Origin of the sequence: Salinarimonas rosea DSM 21201 (genome assembly GCF_000429045.1) — a bacterium.
GTDB lineage: Bacteria > Pseudomonadota > Alphaproteobacteria > Rhizobiales > Beijerinckiaceae > Salinarimonas > Salinarimonas rosea.
Genome location: NZ_AUBC01000014.1, coordinates 122720 through 143759, shown reverse-complemented (window position 1 = coordinate 143759; position 21040 = coordinate 122720). Strand labels below are relative to the sequence as shown.

The window sequence follows — 21040 nt, the reverse complement described above, 5'->3', positions numbered from 1 at the left end:
CGCGGCTCAGCCGCCGACGCCGACCACCGCCCGCGTGAACCCGCGGAAGGCGCGGCTGATCCAGGACTCGCGGTTCTCGCGCGGCTCGAGGCCCCCCGACTGCAGGAGCGCGTAGCTGTCGCGGTACCACTGCGACTCGGGGAAGTTGTGGCCGAGCACGGCGGCCGCGGTCTGCGCCTCGTCGACGATGCCCATGGCCATGTAGGCCTCGGTCAGGCGCGCCAGCGCCTCTTCCGAGTGGCGGGTCGTCTGGTAGGTGGCCACCACGGTGCGGAAGCGGTTGATCGCGCCCGTGTAGTTGCGCCGCTCGAGGTAGAAGCGCCCGACCTCCATCTCCTTGCCGGCGAGCTGGTCGTTGGCGAAGACGATCTTGGCGCGGGCGTCCTCGACGTAGTCCGAGTTCGGGTAGCGGTCGATCAGCTCCTGGAAGGCGCGCAGCGCCTGGGCCGTGCGGGACTGGTCGCGGGTGATGTCGGGAATCTGGTTGAAGTTCGACATCGCCAGGATGTACTGCGCGTAGTCCGCGCTCTCCTGGCCCGGATAGAGCTGCAGGTAGCGCTGCGCGGTGTTCGAGCTGTCGTCGTAGGCACCGCCGGCGAACTGCGCGTAGGCCTGCATGATCAGCGCGCGCCGGGCGAAGTCGCTGAACGGGTAGGCCTCCTCGATCTCCTCGAAGCGCTCCGCGGCCGTCTGGTACTGGCCCCGGTCGATCAGCGAGAGGCCCTCGTTGTAGAGCTCGGCGGCGGGCCGCGTCTCCACGATCTCGGGCTCGTAGGTCTCGCCGCGGCCGAAGGGGTTGAGCGAGGCGACGGTCTCGCAGCCCGCGAGCGCGAGCGCGAGCCCGGCGATCGCGACCGAGCGGACGGCGGCGGCTTTCGCGCCTCGATACGCATTCGCGAAAGACATGCCTCGATCGACCTCCGAAGGGATTCGCGCCCCGCGCGTCCCGCGCCGGCACCTGGATTTCCGCGCTGTTTACCTCAGACCCGCCGATCCGCAAAGCGGCATCGCGCGAGATGCGCCCGACGGTCGCGAGAGAGCGGTGGAGGCGTCAGCCGGCGCGGCCGCCGAAGGCAGCGAGCGGCAGAGGCAGCACGGCCTCGGCCGGCTCCCGGCGTGTCCCGACCTCGACGATCTCGTAGTTCGCACGATCGGCGAACAAAGCTTCCAGGACGGCGAAATTGAGGCGGTGGCCGCCGCGATGGGCGCGGTAATGCGCCGCCAGCGGGTAGCCGGCGAGCGCGAGGTCGCCCACGGCGTCGAGCAGCTTGTGGCGGGCGAACTCGTCGGCGAAGCGCAGGCCCTCGGGGTTGATCACCCCGTCCTCGCCCACGGCGACGGTGTTCTCGAGCGAGGCGCCGAGCGCGAAGCCGGCCTTCCACAGCGCCTCGACGTCGCGCATGAAGCCGAAGGTTCGCGCGGCGGCGATCTCGCGGCGGAACGTCGCCGGCGTGAGGTCGCAGACGCGGCGCTGGCGGCCGATGGCGCCGTCGGCGAAGTCGATCTCGACGTCGAGCTTGAGGCCCTTGTCGGCCGGCAGCAGCTCGACGAAGGAGGCGCCCTTCTCCACCCGCACCGGGCGGCGGACCTTGAGCACGCGGCGGGAGGCAGCCTGGGTGATCGTGCCGACCGCCTCGATCGCGTCCACGAAGGGCGCGGCCGATCCGTCGAGGATCGGCACCTCGGTTCCGTCGATCTCGACGAGGACGTTGTCGACGCCGAGCCCGGCGAGGGCGGCCATCAGGTGCTCGATCGTCGCCACGCAGCCGCTCTCGCGGACGCCGACGACGGTGCACAGCTCGGTGGCCGAGACGTTGATGTGGCGCGCCTCGATGAGGCGGTCGATGCCGTTGGGGAGGCCCGTGCGCAGGAAGACGACGCCGTGGTTGGGCTCCGCCGGATGCAGGGTCACCGAGACGCTCTCGCCGGAATGGACGCCCGTTCCGCTGATCTCGACGGGCGCGCGCAGGGTGACCTGATGCATCTGGCTCATCGTTCTCTTCCAGGACAAAGGCTCTCGGCGTGGACGCGAGCGCCCCCGGCAATCGGCCTGCCTGTCCGTGTTCTCGGCCCCGGACGGTTCGAGCGGGAGCCCGACCGCCTCTTCCTGTATGCGGCGCACCATAGTCGCGCCCGAGGGGCCGGCCAAATCACGTTGTCTAACGTTCTGTTACAAGTCGCCGCGATTTCGCCACACCCGTGACGAACGTTGATTTCGTTGAGGTTTTCCAGCTCGGGGCCGGAAGAGCGAACGCCCCGGACGCGGGCGTCCGGGGCGATCCTGGGCGAGAATCGGGCGGGCTCGGGAAGGGGGCGGCGGCCGCGGGTCCGCACCGCGAGCCGCCGCCGGGAACGGCCGCCTCAGTTGGCCTGGCGGCGCAGGAAGGCGGGGATCTCGAGCTGGTCGTCGTCGAGCGGGCGCGGCTGGGCGGGCGCGCGGCCGTGCGGGTCGAGATTGCCCTGGGCCGGGCGGTAGCCCTGCGGCGCCGCCGGACGCTTGGTGTACTCGGCGTGGACCGGCGACATGCCGGGCTGCTGCGGCTGCTGCGGCTGCGCCGGAGCCTGCGCGGCCGGCTGCGCGGGACGCGGGGCGGGAGCCGGCTGGCGCGCCGCGGGAGCCTGCGCCTGCGGCGCGGGCTGGGCGTGCTGCTGGCCGGGGGCCTGGCCGGGTACCTGGCCGTGCGGCTGGGCCGGCGCGTCCTCGCGGCGGCCGAAACCGACCGTGGCGAGGCGGTGCAGGAGGCCGCGCTTCTGCTCGGCCTCGGGCTGCGGCCCGCGGGCGCGCAGCTGGTTCTGCGCCGGCATCGGCAGCTCGTCGACCCGCGGCATGCGCGGCGCGCGATGCACGCGCTCCGCCTGCGGCGGCACGAAGATGTCGTCGTGCGAAGCCTCGGGCTCCGGCTGCGGCGCCGGCGTGCGCTCCACGGCGAGACCGGCCATCGCCTCGGCGACGGCGCGCTCGGCGGCGGTGACCGCCGGCGACGGCGCGTGAACGGGCGCCGGCGCGGCGGCATGCGTGGCGGGCTGGGGCGCGGGCTGGGGCGCGGCGTGCGCCTGGACGACCGGCGCGGCGGCGGGCGCCGGGACGTGCGTCTCGGGCTCGGCCGCCACCTGGGCGGACGGCGCCTCGGCGGCCGGGCGGGCGGCGGGCGCCGCCGTCTCGGCCGGCGCGGCGGCACGCTGCGCCGGCACCTGCGGCACGACGGTCGTGGTCGCGGGAGCCTGCCCCTGCTGCGTCGCGCGGGCACGGGCCTCGGCGCGCAGGCGCTCGGCCACCTCCGCGATCCGCTGCTCGGTGGCGGAGACCTCGAGCGCCGCCGCGGCGAGCTCGTGGTCGATGCCGGTGGCCACCACCGACACGCGGATGACGCCCTCGAGCGTCTCGTCGAAGGTGGCGCCCAGGATGATGTTCGCCTCCGAGTCGACCTCCTCGCGGATGCGGGTCGCCGCCTCGTCCACCTCGTAGAGGGTGAGGTCGGGGCCGCCGGTGATGGAGATCAGCAGGCCGCGCGCGCCCTTCATCGACACGTCGTCGAGCAGCGGGTTCGCGATCGCCGCCTCGGCCGCCTGGAGCGCGCGGTTGTCGCCGGACGCCTCGCCGGTGCCCATCATCGCCTTGCCCATGCCGCGCATGATCGCGCGCACGTCGGCGAAGTCGAGGTTGATGAGGCCCTCCTTCACCATCAGGTCGGTGATGCAGGCCACGCCCGAGTAGAGCACCTGGTCGGCCATCGCGAAGGCGTCGGCGAAGGTGGTGCGCTCGTTGGCGACGCGGAAGAGGTTCTGGTTGGGGATGACGATCAGCGTGTCGACGTTCGACTGCAGCTCCTGGATGCCCGCCTCGGCGAGCTTCATGCGCCGCGAGCCCTCGAACTGGAAGGGCTTGGTCACCACGCCCACCGTGAGGATGCCCATCTCGCGCGCGGCCCGCGCGATCACCGGCGCGGCGCCCGTGCCCGTGCCGCCGCCCATGCCGGCGGTGATGAACACCATGTGCGCGCCCGACAGCTGATCGCGGATCTCGTCGATCACCTCCTCGGCGGCGGCGCGGCCGACGTCCGGCTGCGAGCCGGCGCCCAGCCCCTCCGTGACGGCGACGCCCATCTGCACGATGCGGCTCGCCCGCGAGGAGGCGAGCGCCTGCGCGTCGGTGTTGGCGACCACGAACTCGACGCCCTGCAGGCCCGAGTCGATCATGTTGTTGACGGCGTTGCCGCCGGCGCCGCCCACGCCGAAGACGGTGATGTGCGGCTTGAGCTCGCGGATGTCCGGAGCCTGCAGATTGATCTGAGCCATTGGCTTGCCCTCTCGTGCCCTGTCCCGTGTCCCGCGGCGCTCTGTGGGCGCCGCCCCTGTTCCGTGTCCCGACCGTGCCCCGCACCCGTTACGCCGGCGCGGTCCGGTTCATCTCAGAAGCTCTCGCGCAGCCATCGCCCGACCCGCGAGATGTAACCCTGTCCCTCGGCGCCCCCGGCCTGCCCGCCGCGGGTGTCGAAGCGCTCCGCGTGCGCCACCTGCGGATAGACGAGGAGCCCCACCGCCGCCGTGAAGGCGGGACCCTTGGCCGCCTCCGGCAGTCCCTTGATCCCGAGCGGACGGCCGACGCGGACCGGCCCCTCGAGGATACGACGCGCCGTCTCCGGCAGCCCCGCGAGCTGGCTCGCCCCGCCCGTGAGCACGATGCGCCGGCCGGGGCGCGGGCCGTGGCCGGCCTCGCCGAGGCGGTCGCGCACGAGCTCGAGGATCTCCTCGACCCGCGGCCGCACGATGCGCACGAGATGCGATTTCGGCAGATGCGCGGCGAGCGCGCGCTCGTCCTCGTCGACGGTCGGGACGTGGATCAGGTCCCGCTCGTCGGCGGCGGACGCGATGCAGGCGCCGTGCAGCGTCTTGAGCCGCTCGGCCGCGGAGAGCTTGGTCGCGAGGCCGCGCGCCACGTCCATCGTGACGTGATGGCCGCCCACCGCCAGCGCGTCGGCGTGGACGAGATGCCCCGCCTCGAAGACGCCCACCGAGGTCGTCCCCCCGCCGCAATCGACGACGACGACGCCCATCTCGGCCTCGTCGTCCGAGAGCGCGGAGAGCCCCGCCGCGTAGGGCGTCGCCACCACGGCCTCGACGTCGAGGTGGCAGCGCTGGATCGCGAGCATCAGGTTGCGCGCCGCCGCCGCCTGGGCGCCGACGACGTGGAGGTCGATCGAGAGCTTCTCGCCGAGCATGCCCGTCGGGTCGGCGATGCCGGCCTGGCTGTCGAGCGTGTAGGCCAGCGGGATCGAGTGGAGCGTGATCCGGCCCTGCCCGACGCCGCCGGCGGTCGCCAGCCGCAGGGCGCGCTGGATCTCGGAGTCCCCCACCGTTCCGCGGGCGACGACGCTCGAGGACAGCCGCTGCGAGGCGATCCGCCCGCCGGTCAGGTTGACGATGACGGACTGGATCTCGACCTTCGCCATCCGCTCGGCGGCGTGGACCGCGTGCCGGATCGCCGTCTCGGCGGCCTCGAGATCGACGATCGCGCCGCCCTTGAGCCCCGTGGAACGGTGGTGACCGATGCCGAGGATGCGCGCCAGGTGCGTGCGGTTGGTCAGCCCCTCCGCGCCTTCCCAGGGCTGGAGCTGGGCGACGAGGCAGACGATCTTCGAGGTGCCGACGTCGAGCACCGAGAGGATCGCGCCCTTGCGGGCGGAGAGCGGCTTGAGGCGGGGGAGGACGACGGTCGCGCTCACGTGCGCACCCCCCGGCCGCGCAGCGCGCGGTCCTTCATCTCCTCGGCGCGCGCGGCGGCGGCCTCCTCCGTGAGCCGCACGACGATTCGATCGGGCATGCGCAGGTCCACGGCGATGATGTCCTTGTCGAAAAGCCCGTGCTCGCGCTCCAGCGCGACGAAGCGCGAAAGCGCCGCCATCGGGTCGCGCTCGGGCAGCCGCAGGTCGATGCCGCTGTCGAGGGTGAGCGTCCAGCGCCGCTCGGCGACGAGGCTGCCGGCGCGGATGCGCGCGCGCAGCGGGCCGGCGGCGTCGACGATGGCGAAATAGTCCTCGAGCCGCTCGTTGGCGCCCTCGCCGACGACGTGCGGCAGGACGCGGTAGCGCGGATCGTCCCGGAAGACGTCGATGACGCGCCCGTCCGCGGCGATGACGTAGACGCGCCCGTCGACCTGCCACAGGGCATAGGGCTCGCGCTCCTCGATGCCGATCGTCACCTGGTTCGGGAAGAGCTTGCGCACCGAGGCGTGGCCGACGAGGGGCAGCGCCTCCAGCCCCTCGCGGGCGATGCCCGCGTCGAGGAAGGGCAGCGAGGTGCGCGGGTCGATGCCCGCGGCGGCGAGCACCTCGCGCTCGTCGAGCCGCGCGATGCCCGAGATCGTGACGGCGTCGATCCCGAAGCCGAGCGCCCGGGCGAGCACGTCGCGGGGAGACCCGTTCTGCGCGAAGAAGGCGTCGAGCCGGCCGCCCGCCGCGAGGCCCGAGACCGCCGTCGCGCCGAAGAAGACGCCGAGCAGAACCGTGCCGGCGAAGCGCGGCAGGCGCCGCTCGAGGCGGGCCATCGGCCCGCGGCGGCGGAAGGCGGCGGGGAGAGCGGAGCCCAGCGCGTCGAGCCGCAGGGCCGCGCGGAGCCCGGCACGCGCCGTCGCGCCGCCGGGCGATCCGGCGGTCAGCGGTTCAGCGAGGCGTCCTCCACCATCCATCGTACAAGCTCACCGAAGCTGTAGCCCGCATGGGCTGCGATCTCGGGCACGAGGCTCGTCGGTGTCATGCCGGGCTGGGTGTTGACCTCGAGCGCCACGAGCTTGCCGGTCCCGCCGGGGCCGTCGTCGTAGCGAAAGTCGGTCCTCGTCACCCCTCGGCAGCCGAGAGCTTGATGTGCCGTTAACGCCGACTCTTGGACCTGATGGTAAATTTTCGGTTTAAGGTCTGCGGGCAGGACGTGGATCGAGCCGCCCGCGGCATATTTCGCGTCGTAGTCGTAGAAGGCCCCCGAGGCGGGCCGGATGTCGATGATGCCGAGCGCCCGGTCGCCCATGACGGCGCAGGTCAGCTCGCGCCCCGCCACGTATTCCTCGGCCAGGAGGACATCGCCGTAGGGCCAGTCCTCGCGGGCGATCTCCTGGGGCGGATGCGAGCGGTCCTCGCGCACGATGACGACGCCGAAGGACGAGCCCTCGGCCACGGGCTTGAGCACGTAGGGCGGCGGCAGGACGTGGGCGCGCGCCGCCTCGAAGCGGGTGCACACGACGCCGGTCGCCACCGGCACGCCGGCGGCGGCCATGACGATCTTCGCCTTGTCCTTCTGCATCGCGAGCGCGGAGGCGAGCACGCCGGAATGGGTGTAGGGGATCGCCAGGTACTCGAGCAGGCCCTGGATGCGCCCGTCCTCGCCCATCGGCCCGTGCAGCGCGTTGAAGGCGACGTCCGGGGCGAGCGCGGCGAGGTCGCGCGCGACCTCCGGCGTCACGTCCACCTGCGTCACCCGGAAGCCCTCGCCCTCGAGCGCCGCGGCGCAGGCGCGCCCGGTGCTCAGGCTCACCGGCCGCTCGGCCGAGGAGCCGCCCATCAGGACCGCGACGTGCTTCATGAGATCATCCCTTTCCGGCGGCGCCCATGGGCGAGAGCGTCGGGCCTCGTGCTGAACGGGCGGTAAACGCGTCCTCGAGGATCGCGTGCCTGCGCGGGGTAGCGCGGGCGGGTCGCGCACGCAAATCGGGACGGGTAGGATGGGCGCTCCGGCGCCGATTCGCGGCGCCCGAGCGTGAGGACGCATGCCCCCCGCCGTCGCCCGGACCCGTGCCGCGCACAAGGCCCTGCCCCGTCTCGACGGGCGGCGGGAGCGTGCGGCCGCGCCGGGCGCCCTCGTCGCGGGCATCGACGAGGCGGGCCGTGGTCCGCTCGCCGGGCCCGTCGTCTGCGCGGCGGTGGTCTTCCACGGGCCCGTCCCGCGCGGGCTCGCCGATTCGAAGAAGCTCGCTCCCGAGCGGCGCGAGGAGCTCTACGGCACGATCCTGGCGCGCGCGCACGTGGCGGTGGCGAGCGCCTCGCCCGCCGAGATCGACCGGCGCAACATCCGTGGCGCGACGCTCGCCGCCATGTGCCGCGCGCTCCTCGGGCTTCCCTGCGCGCCGGACCTCGCGCTGGTCGACGGGCGCGACGTGCCGCCGGGCCTTTCCTGCGAGGGCCGCGCGGTGATCGGCGGGGACGGCGAGGTCGCGGCGATCGCGGCGGCGTCGATCGTGGCCAAGGTGACGCGCGACCGGATGATGGCGCGGCTCGACGCCGTCCACCCGGCCTACGGCTTCGCGCGGCACATGGGCTACGGCACGCCCGAGCACCTCGCGGCGCTCGCGGCGCACGGCCCCTGCCCCGCCCACCGCCGCAGCTTCGCGCCGGTGCGTGCACACCTCGGCGATGCGGAGCGGGCCGCCCTGGAGAGCGCGCACGCGAAAGAGGCCGGCGACGAGGCCGGCCTCCTGCTGCGTCACGCGTCCTGAGGACGGCGTCGCGTCGGCGTTCGCGTCAGCCCTGGGGCTGGAACACCTGGCCGTCGAGCATCTCGCACGACGAGGTCTGCGCCGAGATGCGGAAGCCCTCGCCCTCCTCGGCGATGGTGCAGGTCATCGGGAACGAGGCGTCGCCCGTGGCACCTTCGACGTTGGAGAGCGTCAGCGTGTCGTCGAACACGCGCCAGTCGCCCTCGACCGTGTTGCCGTCCGGACCCGTGAGGGCGAACGTGCCGCCCTCGGCGAGCTCGAGCGAGAGCTGGTCGGAGGAATAGGTGCCCGGATCGACCATCGCGGCGGTGGTGGCGCTGAGCGCCCCGGTCGCCTCGCCCGTCGTCCCGGCGCCGAACCCCGTCCCCGCGCCGGTGCCGGTCGCCTGGGCGGTGGTCTCGGTCCCGGCATCGGGCGTGATCACGGTGACCTCGGCCTCGCCGGTCTCCTCGACGATCGGCTCGATCTCGGTCCCGGCGGTCTCGGTGCCGGTCGTGGTGCCGACCTGCGGCTCGATCGCGCCGACCTCGGTCTCGGTCTCCGTCTCCAGCGGCTCCACCGCGACGGTCTCCTCCTCGACGAGAGCCGCGTCGTCCTCGACGACGGCGGTCTCCTCCTCGACGACGGCGGTCTCCTCCTCGATCACCGGCGCCTCGGCCGTGGTCGGCTCGTTTTCGCAGGCGGCGAGCGCGAGAAGCGCCACGATGGGCGTCAGCTTCGCGAAGGTCATGGTGCGCATGGCATCACCTCTCGTGTGTCCGTTTCGGATGCGTCCGAATTTCGGCGTGACAACGAGCGAAGGCGCCGAGCGTTCAATCACGAAACATGACGGCTCGAATCACGTGCGGCTGAGCAGGAACACGCCCTGCTCGCCCAGCAGGTTCCAGGCCCACCACGGCAGCGGCAGCCGCACCGGCTCGCCGCGCCCGTCGAGCGCCCACGCCTTCTCCATGCGCGCGCCCACGAGCTCGCACAGGCCGACGAAGTCGCGGATCGTGCAGAAGTGGATGTTGGGCGTATCGAACCAGGTGTAGGGCATGGTCTCGTTCACCGGCATGCGCCCGCGCAGGCCGATGTCGACGCGCACGCGCCAGTGCCCGAAATTGGGGAAGGAGACGATGGCGCGGTTGCCGATGCGCAGCATGTGCTCGAGCACCTCGCGCGGGTGCCGCGTCGCCTGGATCGTCTGCGAGAGCACGACGTAGTCGAAGGCGTCGTCGGGATAGTCCGCGAGATCCGTGTCGGCATCGCCTTGGATGACCGAGAGGCCCTTCGCGAGGCAGGCGGCGACGTTGTCGCGGGCGATCTCGATGCCGCGCCCGTCGACGCCGTTGCGGTCGCGCAGGAGCGCGAGGAGCGAGCCGTCGCCGCAGCCGACGTCGAGGACGCGCGCGCCCGGCGCGACCATGCCCGCCAGCAGCAGATGGTCCTTGCGCGGCCGCGCCGCCGTGTCGGCGGGCCCCAGCGGCGGCGGCAGGTGCGGCGGAGGCGGGTTCGGCGGCGGCAGGTGCGCGGTCATCCCGGGATCCCCCGCGCCGCGGCGGCGCCGTCGACGAAGCCCTTCGCCGCCGCGAACATGTCCGGCTCGTCGAGCAGGAAGGCGTCGTGGCCCTTGTCGCTCTCGATCTCGACGAAGGAGACCGACGCTCCCGCCGCGTTGAGCGCGCGCACCACGGCGCGGCTCTCCTCGGTGGGGAACAGCCAGTCGGAGGTGAAGCTCATCACGCAGAAGCGCGTACGCGTGCCGCGGAAGGCATCCGCGAGCTTGCCGCCGTGCGCGTCCGCGACGTCGAAATAGTCCATCGCCCGGGTGACGTAGAGATAGGAGTTGGCGTCGAAGCGCTCGACGAAGGTGATGCCCTGGTAGCGCAGGTAGCTCTCGATCTGGAAGTCGGCGTCGAAGGAGAAGGTCGGCGCATCGCGCTCCTGCAGGCGCCGGCCGAACTTGCGGTGCAGCGCGCTCTCCGAGAGGTAGGTGACGTGCGCGCCCATGCGGGCGACCGCGAGCCCCTTGCGGGGGCGCGCGCCCTCCTCGAGGTAGCGCCCGCCGCGCCAGTCCGGATCGGCCATCACCGCCTGCCGGCCGACCTCGTGGAAGGCGATGTTCTGCGCCGAATGGCGCGCCGAGGCGGCGATCGGCATGGCGGCGAAGACCCGCTGCGGGTAGAGCGCCGCCCATTCGAGCACCTGCATCCCGCCCATCGAGCCGCCGACGACGCAGAACAGGTCGTCGATGCCGAGCTTCTCCACCAGCATCGCCTGGGCGCGGACCATGTCCCGGATCGTCACGAGCGGGAAGTCGAGCCCCCAGGGCGCTCCGGTCGCCGGGTTGGTGGAGGCCGGGCCCGTCGAGCCCATGCAGCCGCCGATGACGTTGGCGCAGATCACGAAGAAGCGCTCCGTGTCGATCGGCCGGCCCGGCCCGACGAAGCTCGACCACCAGCCGGGCTTGCCCGTGACCGGATGCACGTTGGCGGCGTGCTGGTCTCCCGTCAGCGCGTGGCAGACGAGCACCGCGTTGGAGCGCTGCGCGTCGAGCGTCCCGTAGGTCTGGTAGGCGAGCTGCCAGGGCGCCAGCGCCGTGCCGCAATCCATCATCAGCGGCTCGTCCCCCGAGAAGCGCATGACGAGGCTCTGCGGCTCGTCGGCCTGCGAGCGCGCCTCGCGGGCGAGGGTCGAATCCGGGATCGGGGCGGCGGCTGTCATGGGCGGCGGTCTGCCTTCGGCGGCGTGTGGATTTCGGGGTCCGGGTTGCGGGATGAGCCGACCGAACGATCGAATTCGTTCGATAGGTCGAACGGAGCATAATGCGGCGGGCAAGGCGGGGCAATGGGGTGAGGTGGCGCGAGGCGTGCCGCACGCCCGCGGCGGCGAGGCGCGGTGAGCCGCTCCCGGAGGGACGCGAGGAGGGCTCGATCCAGCAGGCCTCCCCGGCCGCCTCGAGCACCGCGGCACGCCGGTACGTGAAGACCATCGCGCAGGACCCGCGCGCCCCTACTCGCCTCCGAGAGAGGCGCGCTACCCCCGCCAGAACCGCGGCATGAACAGGATCAGCACCGTGAACAGCTCGAGCCGCCCCAGCAGCATCGCGAAGGCCAGCACCCACTTCACCGGGTCCGGCAGCGAGGAGAAGTTCCCCGCCGGGCCGATGATCGGGCCGAGCCCCGGGCCGACGTTCGACAGGGCGCTCACCGCCGCCGAGGCGCTGGTGAGGAAGTCGAGATCGAAGGCCATCAGCACGATGGTGATGATCGAGTAGCACACGAAGAACAGCGAGAAGAACACCACCACCGAGGCGACGACGTCGTCGGGGAGCGGGCGGTTGGCGTAGGTGCGGGGGAAGACGCCGCGCGGGTAGATCAGGTGCAGGAAATGGCTGTGCAGGAGGCGCGCCATCACCTCGTAGCGGAAGATCTTCACGCCGCCCGCCGTGGAGCCCGTGCAGCCGCCCACGAACATCAGGCCGAAGAACACGCCCACGGCCACGTTGCCCCATGCGCCGTAGTCGGTGGAGGCGAAGCCCGTCGTCGTCACCACCGAGACGATGTTGAAGGACGCGTGCCGGATGGCGTCGGAGAGGGCGTATCGCTCGCTCGAGACGAGCCAGAGCGCCATCAGCGCGACGACCACGGCGAGGAAGCCGAACAGGATGCGGACCTGGCTGTTGCGCAGCGTGTCGAGCTCGCCCTGGAACAGGCGCACGTAGAGCACGAAGGGCACGGCGCCCGCGAGCATGCCGGCCACCGCGATCCAGTGGACGGCCGGGTTCACCCAGTTGCCGAGCGAGTTGTCGTGCGTCGAGAAGCCCGCCGTCGAGATCGTGGTCAGCGCGTGCGCCAGCGCGTCGAAGGGCGTCATTCCCGCGATCCAGTAGGCGATCGCGCAGGTGACGGTGAAGGCGAGGTAGAGCGACACGATGGCGGTGGCGATCTCGCGCACCCGCGGCAGCACCTTCTCCGAGCGGTCCGAGCTCTCCGTGCGGAAGAGCTGCATGCCGCCGACGCCGAGCGCGGGCAGGATCGCGATCGCCGTCGCGATGATGCCGATGCCGCCCATCCATTGCAGCAGCGCCCGCCAGATCAGCACGCCGGGCGGCGCGTCCTGCAGCCCGACGATCACGGTCGCGCCCGTGGTGGTCAGGCCGGACATCGACTCGAAGAAGGCGTTGGCGAAGCTCTCGCGCAGCTGCGCGTAGTCCGAGAAGTAGAGCGGCAGCGCCGCGAACACGGCCACGGTGAGCCAGGTCAGCGGGGTGAGCACGAAGGCCTGGCGCAGCGTCAGCCCGCCGGCGAGCTTCGTGCGCGCCATCAGCACGAGGGACATGCCGCACACGAAGGTGACGACGGAGGAGAGCGCGAAGGCGCGCCAGTCCTCGTTGCGGGCGTAGAGGTCGAACCCCGCCGGGATCAGCATCGCCGCCGACAGCGACAGCAGCATGCCGCCGACGAGCAGCATGATCGGGCGGAAGGCCGGCGGCGCCCAGGTGTCGAGCGAGACGCGCGCCATCGGCTCAGCGCTCGCCGGTGCGGATGTCGGGTCCCTTGCCCGCCAGAAAGGCCTCCGCCTTCTTCAGCGCTTTGTAGGTCACCATGGCGATGACCGAATCCCCCGCCTGCACCCGGAAGTCGCCGTGGGGGATCACCACCTGCTCGCCGCGCACGACGGCACCGATGAGCATGCCATCCGGCAGGCCGATCTCGTTGATCGGCCCCGACACGAGCTTCGATCCGGCCTGCGCCTTGGCCTCGATCACCTCGCCGAACTCCTCGCGCAGGGTGTAGAGCGCCGAGACGGAGCGGTGGCGCACGTGGCGCAGGATGGTCGAGATCGTGATGGCGTTGGGCGAGACCACCGCGTCGATGCCGAGCGAGGGCATGATCGGCTCGTAGCTCGTCTTGTTGACGAGCGTGATCGCGCGCTTGCAGCCCATCCGCTTGGCGAGCACCGAGGAGAAGATGTTGGTCTCGTCGTCGTTGGTGACGGCGACCACCGTCTCGGCGGAGCCGGCATTCGCCTCCTCGAGCACGTCGGTGTCGAGCGCGTCCCCGTGCAGGACGACGGCGCGGTCGCCGAGCTCGCGCGAGACGAACTCGGCGCGCTCGCGGGAATGCTCGATGATCTTGAGGCGCACGTAGGGCGCCTCGCGGGCGAGCATCTTGGCGAGGTTGAGCCCGACATTGCCGCCGCCCACGACGACGACGCGGCGCGCCACACGCTCCTCGTGGCCGAACACCGCCATCACCCGGTCGACCCGCGAGGGCTCGGTGACGACGTAGACGTCGTCGCCCTTCTCGATCCGGTCGGCGCCCTTGGGGACGAAGGCCTGCCCGTCGCGCACGATGGCCACCACGATCATGTGCGGATCGGGCATCACCTGCGGCACCTCGGAGAGCGTGCGCCCGGTGAGCACGCAGCCCGGCGTGTCCGTGTGGATGCCCATCAGCTGCACGCGGCCTTCGGCGAGCGGCACCGTGTCGAAGGCGCCGGGCGTGCGCAGGCGCCGCGCGACGCCGTTCGCCACCTCGAGCTCGGGCGAGATCACGACGTCGATCGGCATCTGGTCGGCGGCGTAGAGCGCGCGGGAATAGGGATCGAGATAGCCGTGGTGGCGTACGCGGGCGATGCGACGCGGCACGCGGAAGAGGGAATAGGCGACCTGGGCGGCCACCATGTTCACCTCGTCCGAGCGGGTGACGGCGATCAGCATGTCGGCCTCGCGGCATCCGGCGCGCTCGAGCACCTCCGGGTGCGAGGCGTGGCCGACCATGCCGCGGACCTCGTAGCTCTCGTCCACGCGCCTGGCCTGGCCGGGATCGGAGTCCACGACGGTGACGTCGATCCCCTCGTTGGCGAGATGGCGCGCGATGGTGGAGCCCACCTGCCCGGCGCCGCAGACGACGATCTTCATGCCCTGCCCGTCGCGTGTTCATCGTCCGCCGCGCGCGGAGCCGCGCACGGTCGTGAGAGGTTCGGACCGCCCTGCGGGGCGAAGGCCGCGCCGCCGTGTGTACGACGAAGCCGCGGTATCGACAAGCCTGCGGAAGGCGTGCGGCGGGGGGAACGCGCGGAGGCCGCGCACCGCCGCCGCCGGCGGGGTACGCGGCCTCCTCGTTGGTCGCAGGGACGCGGGACGGTCAGTGACGCCCGTTGCCGCCCGGGCTCGTGCGCCGCGCGGCGTCCTCCTCGGGGCTGCGCTCGCGCCGCCACTCGTCCTCGTGGACCGGGTGGCCGCCCTCCTCGGAGAAGGCGTGGTGGGCGTAGTCGCGGCCGCGATCGATCGCGTCGCGGGCGTAGCCCATGCCGCGCTCCTGCGCGTCGCGGGCGTAGTCCCAGCCGCGCCGGCGTGCCTCGTCCGCGTAGGGGCCGTAGTACCGGTCCTCCTGGCGCGTGCGCGGCAGGAGCGCGCCGAGCGCGAGGCCGGCGGCGAGGCCGAGCACGCCGATCAGGATCGGGTTCTCGCGCAGGATGCCGCGGCTGGCGTCGTAGGCCTCGCGGCCGTAGGCCATGGCGTCCTCGTAGTACTCCTCGCCGTAGTGGCGGGCCTGATCCCAGGCGGCCTGGCCGCGGCGGCTGGCTTCCTCGTAGTACCCCTCGCCGCGGCGACGGGCCTCCTCGTAGGCGCCCTCGCCGCGGGCGCGGGCCTCGCCGAGACGCTCGCGGGTATGCTCCTGCGCGCCGGCGGCGCGGTGGCGGGTCTCCTCGTAGGCCCGGGCGGCGCGATCGCGCACCGAATCCGACGAGCCCGAAGAGCCCGAGCCGCCCGACTCGACGCGCCCGCCCGCGGGGGCGGCGGCATAGGTCGGATGCGGCGTGTAGGTCCCCGCGCCCGGCGCCGGGTTCGGCGTGTAGGGCGGCGTCCCCGCCGCGCCCGGGGTCGCGGGCATCGGCGTCGGGCTCATGCCGGGCGTCGAGCCCGGCGCCGCGGGCGAGACCGGGCTCGCCGCCGTGGCGGGCTGGGCCGGGCGATCCGTGCGGGCGTCGCCCGGCTCGACGATCGGCTTCTCGTCCTTCCTGATCTCGGCCATGCTGGTCTCCTTTCGTGAGGATCGCTCCTCGATGTCTCGGTCGCGGGGGCGCCCCGCCTCGGCGGCGCGCGCCCCGATGTCGGCGTCGCCGACGTCAGCGGCGCACGCCCGATGTCGTGCCGGTCACCGGCTCGTAGGGCGTGGGTTCGTAGGGCGCGGGACGCGCGGGCGTGATCGGCTCGACCGGCGGGCGTCCGCGCGGCGTCGGGTCCGTCGCGGTCTCCTCCGTGCGCACCATCGCCGGCGGCACCGTGCCCGCCCGGCGCGTGGCACCGAGGCCCGGCTCGACCTCCGGGACCGGGTCGCCCGCGACGTGGCGGCGGGGCGGCCGATCCATCAGGCCGCGCCGCTCGAGCTCGCGGCGCGCCGTGCGGCGGCGCGCGCCGTCGGTCATGGAAAGCGCCAGCCAGCCGATACCGGCCGCCACGAGGAGGACCGGGATCGGGTTCTCGCGGATCGCCTCCGCGGCGCGGTCGAGCTGCGAGCCGTATCCGTAGCGACGCGCGGTGCCGAGCACGTCGTCGGCGACGCCGCTCGCCGTCATGCGGTCCTGCAGCCGGTCGATCGTCCGGTCGAGCCGTGCGCGGCTCTCCTCGATGTCGCGTTCCAGCTCTGTCATCTTGGTCATCTCGTCTTCCTCCCGGTCAGTGCCGGCGGTGCGAGAGCACGTCGCCGTCGCGCTCCACCGAGCGGATGGTGTGCGTGGGCTCGAGCGTGGCCGAGGACAGCTTCGAGCGGCCGTAGAGGATCAGCGCGATCGTGATCACCAGCGTCACGCCCGCGACGATCAGCGAGGCGAGGGCCGCCGAATCGACGAGAACGGCGATCCAGTCGACGAGCGCGTCGGTGAGCAGCACCAGCGTCGCGATCGCGAAGACGCTCGAGGCGAGCAGCGCCACGATGCCCGCGATGAGCAGCTTGACGTTGTGGCTCATCTCCGCGCGGAAGAGCGCCACCTCCTTGCGGGCGAGGTCGGTCGCCTCGCGCAGGGCCTCGGCGACGAGGCCCTGGATCGACGCGTTCTCACGGGCGCTACGGCGCGCCTGCTCGGCGTCTGCTGCGGGGTCGCGGTGGTCCATGAGGGCCTCCTCAGCTCTCGCCGCGCGGGCGCGCGGCGGCGTTGGCGGCGGCCTGCGCCGCGGCCGCGTTGGACGTGCCCGGCGCGCCGCCGGAACGTTCCGGCGTGCGGGTGCCAGAGACGTTCGTCGTCTCGCTGCGGCTGGGGCGCGTGCCCACCGGACCCTCGTGGGTCTCGCCGGGCGGCCGGCGCTCGGCGGCGTGGCCGCCGGGATCCCGGCCGCCGGGCTTGCCACCACTCGTCTCGAAGCCGGCCTGGGCCGCGCCCGGCGCGTAGCCGGCGCCGCCGTAGCGGCGGGCATGACGCTGCTCGCGCTGGTAGGCCCCGTGCATGCGCCGCTCCTCGACCTCCTCGGCGGAGCTCTTCAGGAATCGCGCGAGCATGAAGCCCGCGACGCCGGCGGCGGTGGCGAACAGGGCCGGGCGACGGCGGGCGAGCTGCTCGACGTCGGCGTAGACCTCGATGAAGCTGCGGTCGCGGATCTCCTCGGCGAGATTCTCGAGCCCGTCCGCGGCGCTGTCGACGAAGAGCCGCAGGTTCGGCCGGTCGTCGAAGTTCTCCGAGCTCTCACGCAAGGTGTGAGCCACATCGTCGATCGATTGCACGGCGCTCTCCTTGCGCCGCTCGAGGTAGTCGGTCGCCCGGTCGCGGGCCCCGTGCACGAAGGCGTAGCCCGCCTCGCGCGCTTCGTCTGCGGTCTCGCGGGCGGCGTCGGAGGCCTCGCGCTTGAGCTCGTCCCAATCGGCGCGGGGACGATCTTCGCCGTTCTGAGCACTGGCGGTCATGAAATCGCACTCCTCATCGGTTCGGGCACTCAACATCCGAGCCGTGCGAGGGTTCCGTGCCCGCGGCGGCCCACGGCGACGCTTCGACGCGGCCCCTCGCGCACCCGTGCGCGCGCTTCCGTCGAACGTCCCGGCGGGCGCCCGCGTTGGTTCTGTCGCAGGCGATGCAGCGAGGACCCGTGCACGACGACGACGCCCCCAGGAGCGAGCCCGGAACCGGCCCGCGTCGGCCCCCACGCCGGCCGCCGGGACGCGGGCGCACGCCGCTGCCGGTGTCGCAGGCCCGCGCCCGCGAGGACGGCCGCGGACGCGACGCGACGAGCCCCTGGCGGATGCCGGCGAGGGGCCTGCGCGACGTGTTCTGGCGCGTGCTCGAGGGCTACGGGCGCGACCGTATCGCGCCCAACGCGGCGGGCGCGGCCTTCTTCCTCGTCTTCGCCATCGTGCCCTCGCTCGCGGCTCTGGTGGCCCTGTTCGGCCTCGTGGCCGATCCGCAGGTGCTCTCCGGGCAGCTCGACGATCTCCGGGGCTTCCTGCCGAGCGGGCTGCTGGAGCTGATCGCGAGCGAGCTCGACCGCCTGATCGCGGCCCAGACCGGCACGCTCACCGCGACGCTCGCGATCACGCTCGCCATCGCGCTGTGGATCATCAACTCGGCGGTGCTGGCGCTGTTCGACGCGCTCAACGTCATCTACGGCGAGCGCGAGAAACGCCCGCTCGTCTCGCTCTACGGCCGCTCCTTCGCCTTCACGCTGGCGACGCTCGTCTTCACGACGATCCTCGTCAACGTCGTGGTCGGCGTTCCCGTCCTGCTCCAGGCGCTGCCGCTCGGCGGGGTCGGGCGCCTGCTCATCGCCGCCTTCCCCACGCTGGTGCTGTTCTTCGTCGCCAATGTCGGCATCGCCGCGCTCTACCGCTACGGCCCGAGCCGCGCGGCGGCGCGCTGGCGCTGGATCTCGCCGGGCTCGCTCACCGCCTCGGCGGTCTGGCTCGTTGGTTCGGCGGGGTTTTCGTACTATGTCTCGAACCTCACCGACTTCTCCGCGACCTACGGCTCTCTCGGCACGATCGCGGCGGTGATGATGTGGGCCTGGATCTCGACGGTCATCCTGCTCGTGGGCGCGGAGGTCGACGCGGAGATGGAGCACCAGACGGCAGCCGACACGACCCGCCCGCCGGACGCGCCGCTCGGCGCCCGCGGCGCGGTCGTCGCCGACCAGGTCGGGGCCGCGAAGGTGGATCGGGGCGAGACGGATCGGCGGGAGGGCGGCTCGTGAGCATCGTCGGACCGTCCCGCGGCATCGACCGGCTCGCGCGCCTCTGTGCGCTGGCGCTCGCCGCCGCGCACGTTCTCTTCGCCGCCCCCGTCCCGGCGGCCGCCCAGGGCGAGCCGCGCACGGAGCGCTACGGGGTCGAGACCGTCGTCGTCGCCGACGTCGACGGCCCGATCGGCCCGGCCACGACGCTCCTCGTCGAGAACGCGCTGGCGCAGGCCGCCCGCGTGCCCGGCGGCATGCTCGTCCTGCGCATGGACACGCCGGGCGGCCTCGACGCAGCCACGCGCGACATCGTCGCCGCGATCCTCGCCGCGCCGGTACCCGTCGCGACCTGGGTCGCGCCCGCCGGCGCGCGGGCCGCCTCGGCGGGCACCTACATCCTCTACGCGAGCCACGTCGCGGCCATGGCGCAGAGCACCACGCTGGGCGCCGCGACGCCGGTCAGCCTCGGCGGCGGCGACCCCGGGGACGCGGCCTCGCGCAAGGCGATCAACGATTCCGCCGCCTTCATCCGCGGCCTCGCCGAGCTGCGCGGGCGCAACGCCGCCTTCGCCGAAGCGGCCGTGCGAGAGGCCGAGACGCTGACCGCCGCCGACGCGGTGCAGGACGGCGTCGTCGAGATCCTGGCGGACGATCTTCCGGCGATGCTGCGCGAGGCGAGCGGCCTCGTCGTGCGGCTCGGCGCGCGGAGCGTGCGGCTCGAGACGGACGGCGCGGCGATCGTGTCCCACGAGCCGGGCTTCCTGGTGGAGGCGCTCGCGCTGATCACCAACCCGAACGTCGCCTACATCCTGCTGCTGATCGGCATCTACGGCATCGTCTTCGAGTTCGCGAACCCCGGCGTGATCTTCTCCGGGGTCGTCGGCGCGATCTCGCTGCTGCTCGGCCTGTTCGCGCTCGACTTCCTGCCGATCGACGTCACGGGCGTCCTGCTCATCGCGCTCGGCATCGCGCTGATGGTGGCGGAGGTGTTCGTGCCCGCCTTCGGGGCGCTCGGCATCGGAGGGGCGGTGGCCTTCGGCTTCGGCTCCTTCATCCTGTTCGACACCGACGTGCCCGGCTTCTCGCTCTCGCCCGCCGTCGCCGTCGCCGCGACGCTCGCGACCGTCCTCCTGCTGACGATCGTCCTCGTCGCCGCCGTGCGCGCGCTGCGGCGACGCCCCGCGAGCGGGGACGAGGCGCTCGTGGACGAGCGGGCGCGGGTGCTCCATTGGGAGGCCTTCGCCGGCGAGGTCGAGATCCACGGCGAGCGCTGGCGTGCCGTCGCCGACGAGCCGCTCGCCCCCGGCGAGCCCGTGCGCGTGCGCGCCCGCGACGGGCTCACGCTCTCCGTCGCGCGCCTCGGCGCGGACCACCGCGACCCGGACCACCGCGACCCGGATCACCGTGACCCGGACCACCGCGACCCGGACCACCGCGACCCGGATCACCGCGACCCCATGCACCCCGCCGCGCAGCCGCCGGCACAGTGAGGAGCACCCGACCGATGGGCCTCGATCTCGTCGCCTACCTCGTCATAGCGCTGGTCGTGCTCGGCATCGTCGCGAGCGCGATCCGCATCATGCGCGAGTACGAGCGCGCCGTCGTCTTCACGCTGGGGCGTTATTCCGGCGTGCGCGGCCCGGGCATCATCTTCGTCATCCCCGTCCTGCAACAGGCGGTGAAGGTCGACATGCGCACCATCACGATGGACGTGCCCTCGCAGGACGTGATCTCCAAGGACAACGTCTCGGTGAAGGTCAACGCGGTGATCTACTTCCGCGTCGTCGACGCCGACCGCTCGATCATCCAGGTCGAGGACTACATGATGGCCACGAGCCAGCTGGCGCAGACCACCCTGCGCTCGGTGCTCGGCAAGCACGACCTCGACGAGATGCTGTCGGAGCGCGACAAGCTCAACTCCGATATCCAGGAGATCCTCGACAACCAGACCGACGCCTGGGGCATCAAGGTCGCCAACGTCGAGATCAAGCACGTCGACATCGACGAGAGCATGGTGCGCGCCATCGCCCGCCAGGCCGAGGCCGAGCGCAACCGGCGCGCCCGCATCATCGACGCCGAGGGCGAAATGCAGGCCTCGCAGAAGCTCTCCGAGGCGGCGGGGATCCTCGCGCAGACGCCCGAGGCGATGCAGCTGCGCTTCCTCTCCACCCTCTACGACATCGCCGGCGACAAGAACTCGACGATCGTCTTCCCCGTGCCGATCGACCTTCTGCGCGGGTTCATGGGTGGTGCAGCGGGCGGCTCCAACGGCGCTTCCACGGGGGCTTCCACGGGGGCTTCCACGGGGGCTTCCACGGGCGGGGCCGGGGGCGAGGCGCGGCGCGCCGGCGAGGGGGAGTGGCAGACACCGGCGCGCTGAACGGCGCTCCGCCTCCCCCGAGGCACCCGGC

19 protein-coding genes are annotated in these 21040 nt (G+C 72.8%); 4 read left to right on the top strand and 15 right to left on the bottom strand.

What is annotated here, in order from left to right; translation table 11 throughout:
* Positions 1-6: 6 nt before the first annotated feature.
* From G407_RS0112465 to G407_RS0112440, 6 genes are all read right to left on the bottom strand, one after another.
* Positions 7-906 (bottom strand): outer membrane protein assembly factor BamD, encoded by a 900-nt coding sequence (locus tag G407_RS0112465; protein ID WP_029031058.1) that lies wholly within the window; start codon positions 904-906, stop codon positions 7-9.
* A gap of 145 nt (positions 907-1051) precedes the next feature.
* Positions 1052-1993, bottom strand: coding sequence for a UDP-3-O-acyl-N-acetylglucosamine deacetylase (gene lpxC, locus G407_RS0112460; protein ID WP_029031057.1), 942 nt, complete (start codon positions 1991-1993; stop codon positions 1052-1054).
* A gap of 368 nt (positions 1994-2361) precedes the next feature.
* A complete protein-coding gene (ftsZ, locus tag G407_RS0112455) occupies positions 2362-4296 on the bottom strand; it encodes a cell division protein FtsZ (RefSeq protein WP_029031056.1) in 1935 nt (644 codons plus the stop codon).
* Between the two features lie 113 nt (positions 4297-4409).
* Positions 4410-5723, bottom strand: a complete 1314-nt coding sequence (gene ftsA / locus G407_RS0112450) for a cell division protein FtsA (protein ID WP_029031055.1) — start codon at positions 5721-5723, stop codon at positions 4410-4412.
* Positions 5720-6685: a cell division protein FtsQ/DivIB gene (locus G407_RS0112445; protein ID WP_029031054.1), complete on the bottom strand. Its 966-nt coding sequence runs from the start codon at positions 6683-6685 to the stop codon at positions 5720-5722. Before G407_RS0112445 ends, ftsA begins: the two co-directional genes overlap by 4 nt.
* The gene (locus tag G407_RS0112440) at positions 6652-7572 is read right to left on the bottom strand and encodes a D-alanine--D-alanine ligase (RefSeq protein WP_029031053.1); all 921 of its coding nucleotides are present in this window, start codon (positions 7570-7572) and stop codon (positions 6652-6654) included. The genes G407_RS0112445 and G407_RS0112440 overlap by 34 nt, the downstream gene beginning before the upstream one ends.
* A 184-nt stretch (positions 7573-7756) precedes the next feature.
* Here G407_RS0112440 and G407_RS27465 point away from each other — a divergent pair, with 184 nt between their 5' ends.
* Positions 7757-8482 carry a ribonuclease HII gene (locus G407_RS27465; RefSeq protein ID WP_084327496.1) on the top strand — a complete coding sequence of 242 codons (726 nt, stop codon included), beginning with the start codon at positions 7757-7759 and terminating at the stop codon, positions 8480-8482.
* Between the two features lie 25 nt (positions 8483-8507).
* Here G407_RS27465 and G407_RS0112430 read toward each other — a convergent pair whose 3' ends face one another.
* From G407_RS0112430 to G407_RS30465, 9 genes are all read right to left on the bottom strand, one after another.
* Positions 8508-9221, bottom strand: a complete 714-nt coding sequence (locus tag G407_RS0112430; protein ID WP_029031052.1) for a hypothetical protein — start codon at positions 9219-9221, stop codon at positions 8508-8510.
* Between the two features lie 99 nt (positions 9222-9320).
* Positions 9321-10001, bottom strand: a complete 681-nt coding sequence (metW, locus tag G407_RS27460; protein ID WP_084327495.1) for a methionine biosynthesis protein MetW — start codon at positions 9999-10001, stop codon at positions 9321-9323.
* Positions 9998-11188, bottom strand: coding sequence for a homoserine O-acetyltransferase MetX (gene metX / locus G407_RS0112420; protein ID WP_043539660.1), 1191 nt, complete (start codon positions 11186-11188; stop codon positions 9998-10000). The genes metW and metX overlap by 4 nt, the downstream gene beginning before the upstream one ends.
* A 312-nt stretch (positions 11189-11500) precedes the next feature.
* Positions 11501-12988: a TrkH family potassium uptake protein gene (locus tag G407_RS0112415; protein ID WP_052341305.1), complete on the bottom strand. Its 1488-nt coding sequence runs from the start codon at positions 12986-12988 to the stop codon at positions 11501-11503.
* A gap of 4 nt (positions 12989-12992) precedes the next feature.
* Positions 12993-14390: a Trk system potassium transporter TrkA gene (trkA, locus tag G407_RS27455; RefSeq protein ID WP_052341304.1), complete on the bottom strand. Its 1398-nt coding sequence runs from the start codon at positions 14388-14390 to the stop codon at positions 12993-12995.
* A gap of 226 nt (positions 14391-14616) precedes the next feature.
* Positions 14617-15507, bottom strand: coding sequence for a hypothetical protein (locus tag G407_RS30475; RefSeq protein ID WP_052341303.1), 891 nt, complete (start codon positions 15505-15507; stop codon positions 14617-14619).
* Positions 15508-15601: 94 nt separating this feature from the next.
* Entirely contained in the window at positions 15602-16135 is a 534-nt protein-coding gene (locus tag G407_RS30470) for a DUF3618 domain-containing protein (RefSeq protein WP_052341302.1), read from the bottom strand.
* A 16-nt stretch (positions 16136-16151) separates the two neighbouring features.
* Positions 16152-16586 (bottom strand): phage holin family protein, encoded by a 435-nt coding sequence (locus G407_RS0112395; protein WP_052341301.1) that lies wholly within the window; start codon positions 16584-16586, stop codon positions 16152-16154.
* 10 nt (positions 16587-16596) lie between these two features.
* On the bottom strand, positions 16597-17370 hold the full coding sequence (locus tag G407_RS30465; protein WP_052341300.1) for a hypothetical protein: 774 nt from the start codon (positions 17368-17370) through the stop codon (positions 16597-16599).
* Positions 17371-17702: 332 nt separating this feature from the next.
* On the opposite strand from G407_RS30465, the gene G407_RS27435 reads away from it, so the two are divergent.
* The 3 genes from G407_RS27435 to G407_RS27425 are packed head-to-tail and all read left to right on the top strand — an operon-like array spanning position 17703 to position 21009.
* Positions 17703-18647, top strand: coding sequence for a YihY/virulence factor BrkB family protein (locus tag G407_RS27435; protein ID WP_052341299.1), 945 nt, complete (start codon positions 17703-17705; stop codon positions 18645-18647).
* A complete protein-coding gene (locus G407_RS27430; protein ID WP_156917569.1) occupies positions 18644-20119 on the top strand; it encodes an NfeD family protein in 1476 nt (491 codons plus the stop codon). The genes G407_RS27435 and G407_RS27430 overlap by 4 nt, the downstream gene beginning before the upstream one ends.
* 14 nt (positions 20120-20133) lie before the next feature.
* A complete protein-coding gene (locus G407_RS27425) occupies positions 20134-21009 on the top strand; it encodes a slipin family protein (RefSeq protein ID WP_084327493.1) in 876 nt (291 codons plus the stop codon).
* Positions 21010-21040 lie beyond the last annotated feature (31 nt).